Genomic DNA, 13,273 nt, shown 5'->3' with positions numbered 1-13,273 from the left:
CTGCTATGCCTCTTCCGGTTGTACCGCCGGCGCCACGTGCGCCAGCAGTTGATTGGCTTTCACCTTGTCGCCGACGGCGACCTTGACCGCGACCACCCCGTCGGCCGGGGCCTTGAGTGCGTGTTCCATCTTCATCGCCTCGACGACCACCACGACCGACCCCGCGGTCACGTCGGCGCCGTCGGCCGCCGACACCGCGACGACGGTGCCCGGCATCGGCGAGTTGATGTCGCCCGCGTGCTCGGCGTCGGCGGCGTCGGCCAGCACGTGCAACGGCCGCAGCACCCAGGTTCCACCGGGGCCGGCCACCCAGTTGGCGTCGTCCTCGTCGACGGCGAGCGACCACCCCTGCGTGAGACCGTCGACGGTGAGCGTGGTCGACGTCGCCGAAACGTTTGCCGCCCAATCTGATTCGCCTTCGCTGCGAATGGTGATCCCGGCACCGGGAACCAACGAGGACACGTAGGTCCGGGTGCCGTCGGTCACCGTGTGCGTGAGAGCCGCGGGCTCGCCGATCCGCCAGCCGACGGCGGTGCGCCACAGCCCGTCGGTCGCGGCGCGCGGGGTGTCCTGCCCGACATGATGCAGCGCGACCCGCGCAACCGCGGCGGGATCGGTTGCGGGAGCGGCATAGTCGACGACGAGACGGTCGAGCAGTTCGGTGTCGAGCGTTCCGGCGGCCACTTCGGGGCGCCGCAGCACGAATCGGCAGAAATCTATGTTGGTTCCGACGCCGAGCACATGGGTCTGGGCGAGCGCCGCGTCGAGCCGCGCGAGTGCCGTCGCCCGATCATCGCCGTAGGCAATGATTTTCGCGAGCATTGGGTCGTAGTCGGAGCCGACCACGAGCCCGTCGCGCATCGCCGAGTCGGCGCGCACCGGCCCCGCCTGGGGCTGATTCGGCGGCACCGGATGGCGCACCGAGACGATGGTGCCGCCGGTCGGGAGAAAGCCCGACGCCGGGTCCTCGGCGTACACCCGGGCCTCGACGGCGTGTCCGGTCAGCGTGATGTCGTTCTGCGACAACGCAAGCGGCTCACCGGCGGCGACCCGGATCTGCTGCTCGACGAGGTCGACGCCGGTGACCATCTCGGTCACCGGATGCTCCACCTGCAGACGGGTGTTCATCTCCATGAAGAAGAACGCGTCGGGGTGCTTCGCCGAGACGATGAACTCGACGGTGCCCGCGCCGACGTAGGCGACACTGCGGGCGGCGTCGCAGGCCGCCTGCCCGATGCGCGCACGGGTCTGCGCGTCGAGCAGCGCCGACGGCGCCTCCTCGATGACCTTCTGGTGGCGGCGTTGCAGCGAACATTCACGCTCGCCCAGGTGGATGACATTGCCGTGGCGGTCGGCGAGCACCTGCACCTCGATGTGGCGCGGGGTGTCGACGAAGTGCTCCACGAACAGCGTGTCGTCGCCGAATGCCGCCGCGGCCTCGCGTCGCGCGGTGATCAGCGCCGCGGGCAGGGCGTCGGCGGTCTCGACGCGGTGCATGCCTTTGCCACCGCCGCCCGCACTCGGTTTGATGAGCACCGGGAAGCCGATTTCCGGTGCGGCGGCGATCAATTCGTCGTCGGTCAAGCCCGGACGAGACAGGCCTGGCACCACCGGGACGCCGCGTTCGACGACGGCCGCACGGGCGCTGATCTTGTCGCCCATCGTGGCGATTGCCGACGCGGGCGGGCCGAGGAAGACGATCCCGGCCGCGTCGAGGGCGGCGGCGAATTGCTGGTTCTCGGAGAGGAATCCGTAACCGGGGTGAACGGCGTCGGCACCGGCGCGCACGGCGGCGTCGACGACGGCGTCGATGCGCAGGTAGCTCTCGATCGCCGGGGCGGGGCCGATTCGCACGGCGATGTCGGCGTCGCGGACATGCTGTGCGCCGGCGTCGGCGTCGGAGTAGACGGCGACCGATTCGATGCGCAGGCGCCGCAGCGTCGCGATGACGCGGCAGGCGATCTCACCGCGGTTGGCGATGAGTACACGGCGAATTGTCTTGGGAGAGTTCGTGGAATCTGACATGTCTCACATCCGGAAGACGCCGTAGCCGGCGTCGGCGAGGGGGGCGTGGCGGGTGGCTTCGAGGGCCAGTCCGAGAATGGTTCGGGTGTCGGCGGGGTCGATGATGCCGTCGTCCCAGAGTCGGGCGGTGGAGTAATAGGCGTCGGACTGACGCTCGAACTGCTCGCGGATCGGGGCCTTGAAGGCTTCCTCTTCGTCGGCCGGCCACTGTTCGCCGCCCCGCTCGATCTGATTGCGGCGCACCGTTCCCAGCGTGTCGGCGGCCTGCGGGCCACCCATCACCGAGATCCGCGCGTTCGGCCACATCCACAGGAAACGTGGCGAGTAGGCACGTCCGCACATCGAGTAGTTGCCCGCGCCGAACGATCCGCCGATCATCACGGTGAGCTTCGGAACACGTGCGCACGCAACGGCATTGACCATCTTGGCGCCGTTCTTGGCGATGCCGCCCTGTTCGTATTCGCGGCCGACCATGAATCCGGTGATGTTCTGCAGGAACACCAGCGGGATGCGACGCTGGTCGCACAGTTCGATGAAGTGCGCTCCCTTGAGAGCGGACTCGGAGAACAGCACGCCGTTGTTGGCGACGAATCCGACCGGATGGCCGTCGATCTTGGCGAACGCGGTCACCAGCGAGGTTCCGTAGTTCGCCTTGAACTCGGTGAACTGCCCACCGTCGCTGAGGATTTCGATGACCTCGCGAACGTCGTAGGGAGTGCGCGGGTCGGTCGGCACCACGTCGTAGAGATCGGTCTGCGGGCGCGACGGGGCCACCGGCGCGCAGACCTCCCACTGCGCGGGTTCGCGCGGGCCGAGGGTGGCGATGATCTCGCGCACCTTCTCCAGCGCCTGCTCGTCGTTGTCGACGAGATGGTCGGTGACGCCGGAGACCGACGAGTGCATGGTGCCGCCGCCCAGGTCTTCGGCGCTGACGTCCTCCCCCGTGGCCGCCTTCACCAGCGGCGGGCCGGCCAGGAAGATGGTGCCCTGGTTGCGGACGATGACGGTCTCGTCGCTCATCGCCGGAACGTAGGCGCCGCCCGCGGTCGACGATCCGAGGACCGCCGCGATCTGTGCGATCCCGTTGCGGCTCATGTTGGCCTGGTTGAAAAAGATCCGCCCGAAGTGTTCGCGGTCGGGGAACACCTCGTCCTGCTGCAGCAGCATCGCGCCGCCGGAGTCGACCAGGTAGATGCAGGGCAGCCGGTTGGCCGCGGCGATCTCCTGTGCGCGCAGGTGCTTCTTGACGGTCATCGGGTAATAGGTGCCGCCGGAGACCGTCGCGTCATTGGCGATGATGAGGCACTCGCGGCCGCTGACGAGTCCGACGCCGGCGATAACTCCCGACGACGGCGCCTTGCCCTCGTACATGTCGTGCGCGGCGAGCGGAGCGATCTCCAGGAACGGCGAGCCGGAGTCGAGGAGGAGGTCCACCCGGTCGCGGGGAAGCAGTTTGCCGCGCGAGGTGTGGCGTTCGCGCGCCTTCGCCCCGCCGCCCTGGGCGACCTCGTGGAGCCGGGCGCGCAAGGTGGCCACGTTGGCCTCATGGACGGAGCGGCGTGTCGGCTGGGCAGTCGGCCCGGCGTCGACATCGACCGCGGCGTCGTCGAATGTGCTGGTCACCGCAAGCCTTTCAGTTATTCGCTATTAACTGAACTGAGTGTAGGTGACGCCGCGCACATTTGTCACCCCCACATGCGATTCTCTCATCGGACGTGACGCGGCTCACGATTTTCCTCTAGTCTGGTCAGTGGACCGCACACCCCGCGGACTACACACACCTGCCCTGACCCGGAAATCCACCACCCACGGATTGCCGACGCCGGGGCCGAAACGAAGGCCAGGTAATCCCGTGACCCTCGCTGATGATCGCGCTCGCCGCGCGCATGCGACCCCCGCCGTCTCCACGCCGAGCGGCTCGTTCTCCCTCGACGATCGCTACACCCGCGACTCGGGATCGATCTATCTGACCGGCATTCAGGCTCTGGTGCGCATGGTCCGTGACCGCGCCATCGTCGACCGGGCGGCAGGCCTGCAGACCGCGTCGTACATCTCCGGCTACGAAGGCTCACCCCTGGCCGGCTACGACCTCGAGATCGCCCGACGCCACAAGTACCTCACGCCCTACGACATCACCCACCGCCCCGCCCTCAACGAGGAGCTGGCCGCGACCTCGGTGATGGGCTCGCAGGTCGCCGCGCGCGTCGGCCGTCTCGCCGCCGATGCGTCGGGGACCAAACGCGACGGCGTGGTCGGATACTGGTACGGCAAGGCTCCCGGCCTGGACCGCGCCACCGATGCGCTACGCCACGCGAACATCATCGGCACCCACCCCAACGGCGGAGCGGTGGCGCTGGTCGGCGACGATCCGGGCGCCAAGTCGTCGACGGTGCCGTGCGCGTCGGAGATGGCGCTGGCCGATCTCTACATGCCGATCCTCTACCCCGCCGACAGCGCCGACATCCTCGACTACGGCGTGCACGCCGCATTGATGAGCCGGGCGTCGGGATTGTGGACCTCGTTGAAGATCTCCGCACACGTCGCCGACGGTGCGTCGACCGCGCTCATCGATCCCGAGCGCATCGTCGTCGACTACGGCGCCCTGGGCACCAGTCCGCATATCCCGAGCGGGCGCCTGCTCGGCGCCAATCTCATGGAGCTCGAACAGAATCAGCTCACCATCCGTCTGCCGCGCGCCCTGGAATACGCCCGCCTCAACGGGCTCAATCAGATCGTCACGCACACCGCCGATGACCGCATCGGCATCGTCGCCGCGGGCAAGACCTACCTCGACGTCCGAGAAGCGTTGCGGCTCATCGGTATCACCGACGCCGACCTCGCCCGGCTGGGCATCCGCATCCTCAAACTCGGCATGGTCTACCCGATCGAGCGCAGCATCCTCGACCGGTTCATCGCCGGCCTCGACGAGGTCATCGTCGTCGAGGAGAAGCGCGACTTCATCGAAACGATGATGCGCGACATACTCTTTCGCCGACCCGATGCCCCGGCCATCGTCGGTAAGACGCATGAGGACGGCTCCACGCTGTTCTCCCGCTTCGGCGAACTCGACGTCGACGCCGTCACCCGCGGCATGGCGTCGCGGCTCGGCGGCCACCACCACATCGAGTCGGCGCAGCGCTGGCTCGACGACCACACCAATCGACGCGAGCGAATCAATCTGCCGCTCGCGGTCCGCACCCCGTACTTCTGTTCGGGATGCCCGCACAACAGCTCGACGAAGGTCACCGACGACACGCTCGTCGGCGCCGGAATCGGTTGTCATGCAATGGTCCTGCTGATGGACCCGCAGCAGGTCGGCGATGTCGCCGGGGTCACTCAGATGGGCGGCGAGGGCAGCCAGTGGCTCGGCATGGCACCGTTCGTCGAAGAGAAGCACTTCGTGCAGAACGTCGGCGACGGCACGTTCATGCATTCGGGTTCGCTGGCGCTGCGTGCGGCGGTGGCGTCGGGCGAGAACATCACCTACAAGCTGCTCTTCAACGGAACCGTCGCGATGACCGGCGGCCAGGACCCGGTCGGGCAGATGGACCTGCCGCAGATGGTGAATCTGCTTCTCGCCGAACGGGTGTCGAAGGTGGTGGTGACCTCCGACGACCCGGCTCGCACGCGGGCGCTACGCCTGCCCGACTCCGTCGAGGTGCGCCACCGCGACGACCTGCTCGACGTCCAGACCGAGCTGGCCCACGTCCCGGGTGTGACGGTGCTCGTCCACGATCAACACTGCGCCGCGGAGAAGCGCCGCAAGCGCAAGCGCGGCACGTACGACACACCGACGCAGCGCGTGATGATCAACGAACGCATCTGCGAGGGGTGCGGCGACTGCGGCGAGAAGTCGAACTGCCTTTCGGTGCACCCGATTTCGACCGAGTTCGGCCGCAAGACGCATATCGATCAGAGCTCGTGCAACTTCGACTTCTCCTGCCTCAAGGGTGACTGCCCGGCATTCGTGACGGTGACACCCGGTACCGAGCGGGCGCGTGATCGAGTGCCCGCACTCGCGGCGTCGCTGCCCGAGCCGACGCGTTCGCCGCTGGCCACCGGCAACTTCACCGTTCGCGTCACCGGCATCGGCGGCACCGGCGTGGTGACGGTCTCGCAGATCCTCGCGACCGCGGCGGTGCTCGACGGCCATGCGGCGCGCACGGTCGACATGACCGGTCTCGCCCAGAAGGGCGGCGCGGTGGTCAGCGACCTGAAGGTCTCGCGCGAACCGGTCGAGCAGGCCGCGAAGGTCGCCAGCGACGACTGCGACGTCTACCTCGCCTGCGATCAGCTCGTCGGAGCCGATCCGGTCAACCTGAAGGTCGCCTCACAGGAGAAGACGGTCGCCGTCGTATCGACCGCGAAAGTACCCACGGGCTCGATGGTCGTCGACACCAGGGTCGGCTTTCCCGCTGCGGCGCAAGTACATTCGGCAATCGACGACAGGGTCGCCCGTGCGGTGTATCTCAATGCCGCGGCACTGTCGGAGGAATTGTTCGACGACGAGCAGTACGCGAACATGATGATGGTCGGCGCGGCGTATCAGACCGGTGCGCTGCAGATCAGTGCGGAATCGATCGAACGGGCCATCGACCTCAACGGTGTCGCCGTCGAAGCCAATGTGCAGGCGTTCCGCCGTGGACGGCAAGCCGTCGTCGACCCGAATGCCGTTGCCGCCGCGGCTGAGTCGATCCGCGTCGCCGCTCCGGAATACACACCGAGCGATGCCGCGGCACGAGCGGTGGCGCCGTTCGGTGAGTCGGATCTGGCGTCGACGGTGATGCGCCGCTATGACGAACTGGTCGCCTACCAGAACGAGGACTACGCCCGTTCCTACCTGGCCGACGTCACGCGGGTGCACTTGTCCGGGTTGGGCGAACAGTTCAGCGTCGCGGTAGCGAAGAATCTGTTCAAGCTGATGGCCTACAAAGACGAGTACGAAGTGGCCCGGCTGACCGACGACGCGGCGTTCGCCGCCGAGGTCGCCGACACCTTCGGCACCGACGCGAAAGTCGCGGTACGGCTGCATCCCCCGACACTGCGCGCGATGGGCATGCGCGAGAAGATGGCGCTGGGCCGGTGGGCCAAGCCGGGCCTCAAGGGACTGGCCGCGATGAAGCGCCTGCGCGGGACCGCGATGGATCCGTTCGGCCACACCGAGATACGCCGCACCGAGCGGGAACTCGTCGTCGAATATCGGGGTGTCGTGGATCAGTTGGTGGCGCGACTGGGCGGGTCGTCGAACACGGCCAACCTCGCGACCGCCGTTGCGATCGCCGAACTGCCCGACATGGTGCGCGGCTACGAGGGTGTCAAGATGGCGAATGTGGCGAAGTACCGAGCCGAGTTGGCACGGCTGATGGGGCAGTTGAGATAGCACACGCAAATCCCCCGATCCTGCGAAACCCCTTGTGTCGTTGAGGGATTGAGCAAGTTCGGGGGGATTTGTCGGTGAGCGCCCTGGGGAGCCACGCCCTAGTGCGCCATCGCGACCGCGCCCTCCGGGGTGTCCGGCAGCGTGCCGCTGCGCATCACCGTGCCGGCGAGCAAGCCGCCGATGGCGAAGATCGCCGCGGCCCACCAGAATGCGGTGGTGTAGCTGTGCACGGCGGCCTGCGCGGCCAGCCGAGCGGGCGCCATCGTCAGGTGGTCGGCGGCGAAAGCCGTTGCCGCACTCGACGCGATTGTCGACAGCAGAGCGGTTCCGACGGATCCGCCGACCTGTTGCATGGTGTTGACGGTGGCCGAGGCGACACCCGCGTCGTCGGGGCTGACGCCGGAGATCGCACCCTGCATGGCCGGGGCCATCGACAGACCCAGACCGAAGCCGATCACCAGCAGGCCGGGCAGGATGTCGGTGGCATACGACGACGTCGTGCTCAGTTGGGTGAGGAACACCATTCCGCCGGCGGCGATGAACATGCCGGCCGCTGCCATCCAGCGGGGACCGAAGCGCGGCAACAGGATTGCGGTCGCCAGCGTCGACATCACGATCACGATGCCGATCATCGGGAGGAACGCGAGTCCGGTGGTGATGGGGGTGAAGCCCAGGTTCTGCTGCAGGTAATAGGTGAGGAACAGGAAGATGCCGAACATTCCGATGCCGGAGATGAACACCACCAGATAGGAGCCGCCACGAGTGCGGTCGAGGATGACGCGCAGGGGAAGCAGGGCGTGCTCGGTGCGGGTCTGCAACCAGGCGAACAGCGCGATGAATCCGACACCGAATGCCAGCCAGGTGATGGTCGCCCAGTCGGCCCAGCCGTTGGTCTCGGCGTTGGAGAATCCGTAGACGATGGCGAACAGGCCGATGGTCACGGCGATCACGCCGGGGATGTCGAGCTTGGGGCGATGCTCCGAACGTGATCCGTCGAGGAACAGCCAGGCGCCGACCAGTGCGATCGCGGCGATCAGCAGGTTGACGTAGAGGCACCACCGCCAGTCGACCCATTCGGTCAGCATGCCGCCGAGCAGCAGGCCCAGTGCGCCACCGCCGCCGGCGATCGCACCGAAGATGCCGAATGCGCGGGCACGTTCCTTCGCGTCGGTGAAGGTGGTGGTCAACAGTGACAGCGCGGCCGGCGCGAGTAGCGCACCGAACACACCCTGACCTGCGCGAGCGACGACCAGCATGTCGAAGTTGACCGCAGCGCCGCCGATCGCCGACATCCCGGCGAACCCGACCAACCCGATGATGAGCGAGATCTTGCGACCCCACAGGTCGGTGAGTCGGCCACCGAGCAACAGCAGCGACCCGAAGGCCAGCGCGTAGGCGGTGACGATCCATTGGCGGCTGGCGTTGTCGAAGCCGAGTGCGGCCTGAGCGTGCGGCAGCGCGATGTTCACGATGGTCGCGTCCAGCACGACCATCAACTGCGCCAGCGCGAGGACACCGAGGATGACCCAGCGCAGGCGATGGGAACGAGAAGCCGACGCCCCACTGTCCTTTCCGCTGGCCTCCCCGGCGAGCTCGGAGTCGAGCTCCTTGGTGAGAGTAGTCATGTGATTCTCCGTGAAGTTGAATTCGGAGGCATCTCCTCCGCTTACCGGACTAACGCTAGCACAAAGCGGAGATATTTCCTCCACTTGTTATGATGTGAAGATGACCACAACCACTTCGGCGTCGACGACGCGCCCACTGCGCGCCGACGCCGCACGCAATCGAGCGCTCATCATCGACGCGGCGCGCGAACTCTTCGCGCAACGTGGCCTGGAGGTGACACTCGACGATGTCGCCGCCCACGCGGGCGTCGGCGTAGGCACGGTGTATCGCCGATTCGCCAACCGGGAAGAGCTGATCGAGGGCGTGTTCGCCGACCACCTGCAGAAGGTCGCCGCGCGCATCCGTTCGGTCGCCGTCGATGCCGACCCGTGGGACAGCGTCGTGATGGTGCTGATGACCATCGGCGAGCACATGGCCGCCGACCGCGGCACCGCGGCACTGCTCACCTCGATCGACCACAGCGCCCCGGCCGTGCAGGCGGCGAAGTCCGACATCGAGGCACTCGTCACCGGCATCGTCGAAAAGGCCAAGGCCGCCAACGCGATTCGACCCGAAATCGAACTCACCGACCTCTTCGGAGTGATCTGCATGCTCTCCGCGATCGGCGATGCGACACAGGGCATCGATGGCGCGTGGCGACGCTACGTCGAACTGCTGCTCGACAGTCTGCGCGGCGACGGCCCGCGCGTACCGCTGACTGTGCCCGCACTCACTCACGAACAACTACTCGAGATCCACGAACGGAAGACGCACTGATGGTCGAGTTGAAGACGGCGGCCGAGATCGATTCGATGGCCGTCACCGGCTCATTCATCGCCACGCTGCTCGACGACCTGTCCGGGCGTGCGGCTGTCGGCGTGAACCTCCTCGACCTCGAACAGCGTGCCCGCGACCTCATCGCGCAGCGCGGTGCGGTGTCCTGCTACGTCGACTATGCACCGTCGTTCGGCCGCGGACCGTTCGCGAATGTCATCTGCCTGTCGGTGAACGACGCTGCGCTGCACGGACTTCCGCATGACTACGTGCTCGCCGACGGCGACCTGCTGACGATGGACATCGCGGTGTCGATCGACGGGTGGGTCGCCGATTCGGCGCGCAGCATCATCGTCGGCACACCCGCACCGGCCGATCTCCGATTGATCCGGGCCACCGAGGAGGCGCTCGACGCCGGGATCGCCGCAGCCGCGCCCGGCGGACACCTCGGCGATATCTCGCATGCGATCGGGGCGGTCGCGAAGAAGTTCGGCTACCGGGTGAACGGCGATTTCGGCGGCCACGGCCTCGGTCGGACGATGCACGAGGATCCGCACGTGTCGAACTCCGGCAAGCGTGGGCGCGGGATGGCGCTCACCCCCGGCCTGACCCTCGCATTGGAACCGTGGTTCTGTGCCACCACCGACCGCATCCGCTACGACCCCGACGGGTGGACGCTGCGCTCGGCCGACGGTTCGCGCGCCGCCCACAGCGAACACACGATCGCGATCACCGAGCAGGGACCACGGGTGCTGACGTGTCATCGTGGTTTCGACACAGGCCTTCGCTAACGCTCTGACCCGGCTCAACCTGGTTTCACCGGTCCGGGCACTGCATCTGCTGGTTGAGCCGCGAGGAGCGCAAGCGCGCCGTACTGAGCGAGGCGCTAGCCGAGTCGAAGTGACGAGCGTGTCGAAACCCCTGTACCACAATGCATTTGATGGAAGAGCACGTGTCGAACTGCGATGGAATCGAACATCGAGGCGTGTGCACCCGTAGGTTGCACACGCGTCACTTGCCGGGTGTAACCCGCAGTCTTAGTCGACGCTCCGACCGCTCACCACCGTCGCGGCGATCAGCAGGGCCACCTGAACGAATCCGGCGATCAGCGCGAGAATCGCTCCCACCCCGACCTCGATGAACGTCGGCAGCACCATCACTCCGGCGAGCAGGCCCAACCATCCGGCCGTCGCACCGAATGCCAAGAACGGCAACAAGTTTCGCCAGCGCGGCAGCAGCACGATACCGGTCGCCACCGCGACCGTGCCCAGTAGGAGGAAGAACCAGCCCGGGTTGAGCACCATCTCGTAAGACAGGAACGCCGGGATGCCGATCCGATCGCCTTGCTGATCGGCCCAGTTCTGCACCTGCCGGTCGACCGTTTCGGGAATGACGAGCCAACTCACCGTGCCCATGAAATAGGTGACCACACCGAAGAAGATCGACGACGCCGCCAAGACGTTCCCCAGCCCGGCACGAGCCAGGAAACTCGGCTGCGGCGGCGGATAGCCGACCGGCCCCCAGCCGGGCGGAGGGCCCTGCGGCGGCGGCCCCGGCTGTGGTCCGCCGTGCCGGGGCGGTCCGCCGAACGTCGGCGGTTCCCCGGGCTGCGGTCCCGGCGTCGCACTGCCCGGTCCCCACGCCGGCGGCGGGCCGTCGTACGCGGGCCCGGGCGGGCCCGGTGGCGCAGCGAAAGTGCCCGACGTCGGCGGACGCGTCGGGATCGACTGCGTTGCTTCGGTGGGATTCGACTCAGGCGAAGAGGTCATGCCTGATATTCAATCACCGCAATCAACCTCGTGGTGGCCAAGTCAATCGGTCGATTGACCATCGCCGATCTGCGCTCCCAGCGCCGCTAGCGCCATCGCCGTCAACAGCGGACGCAACCTGTCGGAATCCATCGCGGGCAGCCGCGGCGACGAATTGAGCAAGCCGAACACGGCGTGCACTCGCACGCGCGCCTCGGCACGCGCCATGGTGGGCAGAAGTCCTTGTGCCGCACAGTCTTCGACGACGTCGACCCACCGTTCGACGTAGCGTCGTTGCAGCAGGCGGACCTGGTGGTTGGCCTCCGGCGTCAACGACGACAGGTCGCGGTCCTGAACGACGATGACGTCGGGTTTCGTCACCAGAACATCGATGTGAAATCCGACCAGCTCGATCAGCGTCGAATACGGTGGCAATCCGCGATCGCAGACGGCGTTTCCCCCGGAGAAGAGGCGCTCACTGATGTCCAGCAGCAATGTGTCGAGGACGTCGGTCTTCGACGAGAAATGCCGGTACATCGCCGGGCCGCTGATGCCGGCCTGCGCGCCGATGTCTTCCAACCGCACCGCCGCGAAACCGCGCTGCGCCATCTGAGCGGCGGCGGCGGTGAGCAGTTCCGCACGGCGGGCCGCCTTCGCCTGACTGCGGGTGGTCGCAGCGCCCGTCGTCGAAGAATCCATAGTGCGTTCCGACTCTACTCGGCGGACTACCACGCAGCGCCTCAGTGCTTGGTGAAACGCAGCGTGTTGGAACCGTTGTCCGGGTCGGTCGCGGTGATCTGGGTGTTTCCGAGTACCACTGACCAGCGATTGTCCGAGCACGCGCCGTAGGTCACGGTCGCGTCGACGCTGATCTTGTCGCCCGTGCGAGACGACTCCACCCAATCGGCGCCGCAACGGCCGGGGATGTCGATGGTCGCGCGCAGCGGATTGGCCTTGCCGACGTTGAGGATGGCCTGACGATTCTCGCCGTTCGACGACCAAGTGCCGATCCACTGCCCGACCAGCGGATCCGACGCCGCGGCCGCGGAATCCGCACTCTGCGCGGTGTCTGCGCTCGATGTGGCCGCCGGCGTGTCGGTGTCGGTTCCACAGGCCGCCAACATCACCGTGGTCGCGGCCAACACCGCAATCAACACACGCCTACGCATCTTCTTCCCCATCCGCCAGAGTGACTCAGCGAACGAGTTTATCCGACGCCGCCCGACGGCCCGACGCCGTCGGCGGGCAGGACACCGGCGCGCCGCAGGAAGGTCAGCAGGCCGTCGGTCAACGTCAACGATTCCAGCTCCGACGCCGTGAACCACCGGGCATCGGCGGCGTCGTCGGCGGCGCGTGGTCGTGCGGCGGGTAGCGGCGTCGTCGCAGCGAAATCATGGACCTCGTAGACGCCGCCGACCCCGTCCGGCAGGTCGACGACCCACAGCTCATCGCCGCAGGTGACCCGTAAGCCGGTCTCCTCCAACACTTCTCGCTCCACAGCAGCGCAGAGCGTTTCTCCCGCTTCGACTTTCCCACCGGGGATCGACCACGTGCCCGCCTGCGGCTCGTTTCGTCGCAGGACCAGCAGGAGTCGTCGGTGTTCGTCGGTGATGACCGCTCCGACGCCCACCCGGCGTCGAACCTGTCGGCCGTTCGAGTGATGCGCCGTCATGGAAGTCAACCGTAGCCCCGGCGTTGGGTAGGCTGGTCGCCGTTCACCGTTCGACTTTAGGAGCCCGGG

10 protein-coding genes are annotated in these 13,273 nt (G+C 67.2%); 3 read left to right on the top strand and 7 right to left on the bottom strand.

Translation table 11 applies throughout. The features are described from left to right. Positions 1 to 3: 3 nt before the first annotated feature. Entirely contained in the window at positions 4 to 2,025 is a 2,022-nt protein-coding gene (locus tag HH308_RS04725; RefSeq protein WP_170193032.1) for an acetyl/propionyl/methylcrotonyl-CoA carboxylase subunit alpha, read from the bottom strand. Between the two features lie 3 nt (positions 2,026 to 2,028). Next, positions 2,029 to 3,561: a carboxyl transferase domain-containing protein gene (locus tag HH308_RS04720; protein WP_170193203.1), complete on the bottom strand. Its 1,533-nt coding sequence runs from the start codon at positions 3,559 to 3,561 to the stop codon at positions 2,029 to 2,031. Positions 3,562 to 3,877: 316 nt separating this feature from the next. Here HH308_RS04720 and HH308_RS04715 point away from each other — a divergent pair, with 316 nt between their 5' ends. Then, entirely contained in the window at positions 3,878 to 7,405 is a 3,528-nt protein-coding gene (locus HH308_RS04715) for an indolepyruvate ferredoxin oxidoreductase family protein (RefSeq protein WP_170193031.1), read from the top strand. A 98-nt stretch (positions 7,406 to 7,503) separates the two neighbouring features. On the opposite strand, the gene HH308_RS04710 is transcribed toward HH308_RS04715, so the two are convergent. Next, on the bottom strand, positions 7,504 to 9,030 hold the full coding sequence (locus HH308_RS04710; protein ID WP_170193030.1) for a DHA2 family efflux MFS transporter permease subunit: 1,527 nt from the start codon (positions 9,028 to 9,030) through the stop codon (positions 7,504 to 7,506). 100 nt (positions 9,031 to 9,130) lie between these two features. Here HH308_RS04710 and HH308_RS04705 point away from each other — a divergent pair, with 100 nt between their 5' ends. Further along, positions 9,131 to 9,787 carry a TetR/AcrR family transcriptional regulator gene (locus tag HH308_RS04705; protein ID WP_170193029.1) on the top strand — a complete coding sequence of 219 codons (657 nt, stop codon included), beginning with the start codon at positions 9,131 to 9,133 and terminating at the stop codon, positions 9,785 to 9,787. Beyond that, positions 9,787 to 10,575 carry a type I methionyl aminopeptidase gene (map, locus tag HH308_RS04700; protein ID WP_170193028.1) on the top strand — a complete coding sequence of 263 codons (789 nt, stop codon included), beginning with the start codon at positions 9,787 to 9,789 and terminating at the stop codon, positions 10,573 to 10,575. Before HH308_RS04705 ends, map begins: the two co-directional genes overlap by 1 nt. 246 nt (positions 10,576 to 10,821) lie before the next feature. Here map and HH308_RS04695 read toward each other — a convergent pair whose 3' ends face one another. From HH308_RS04695 to HH308_RS04680, 4 genes are read right to left on the bottom strand one after another with little or no spacing between them, the layout of a single operon-like run. Then, positions 10,822 to 11,553 carry a DUF5336 domain-containing protein gene (locus HH308_RS04695; protein WP_170193027.1) on the bottom strand — a complete coding sequence of 244 codons (732 nt, stop codon included), beginning with the start codon at positions 11,551 to 11,553 and terminating at the stop codon, positions 10,822 to 10,824. Between the two features lie 42 nt (positions 11,554 to 11,595). Continuing rightward, positions 11,596 to 12,231, bottom strand: a complete 636-nt coding sequence (locus HH308_RS04690) for a TetR/AcrR family transcriptional regulator (RefSeq protein WP_170193026.1) — start codon at positions 12,229 to 12,231, stop codon at positions 11,596 to 11,598. A 41-nt stretch (positions 12,232 to 12,272) separates the two neighbouring features. After that, complete coding sequence (locus tag HH308_RS04685; protein ID WP_170193025.1) at positions 12,273 to 12,701, bottom strand: hypothetical protein; 429 nt, start codon at positions 12,699 to 12,701, stop codon at positions 12,273 to 12,275. A 38-nt stretch (positions 12,702 to 12,739) separates the two neighbouring features. Next, a complete protein-coding gene (locus tag HH308_RS04680) occupies positions 12,740 to 13,204 on the bottom strand; it encodes an NUDIX domain-containing protein (RefSeq protein ID WP_170193024.1) in 465 nt (154 codons plus the stop codon). Positions 13,205 to 13,273: the final 69 nt, after the last annotated feature.

Source organism: Gordonia asplenii, from assembly GCF_012933505.1.
GTDB classification, from domain to species: Bacteria; Actinomycetota; Actinomycetes; order Mycobacteriales; family Mycobacteriaceae; genus Gordonia; species Gordonia asplenii.
Note: the sequence above shows the minus strand (reverse complement) of the source record. Positions and strands in the feature narration are given on the sequence as shown.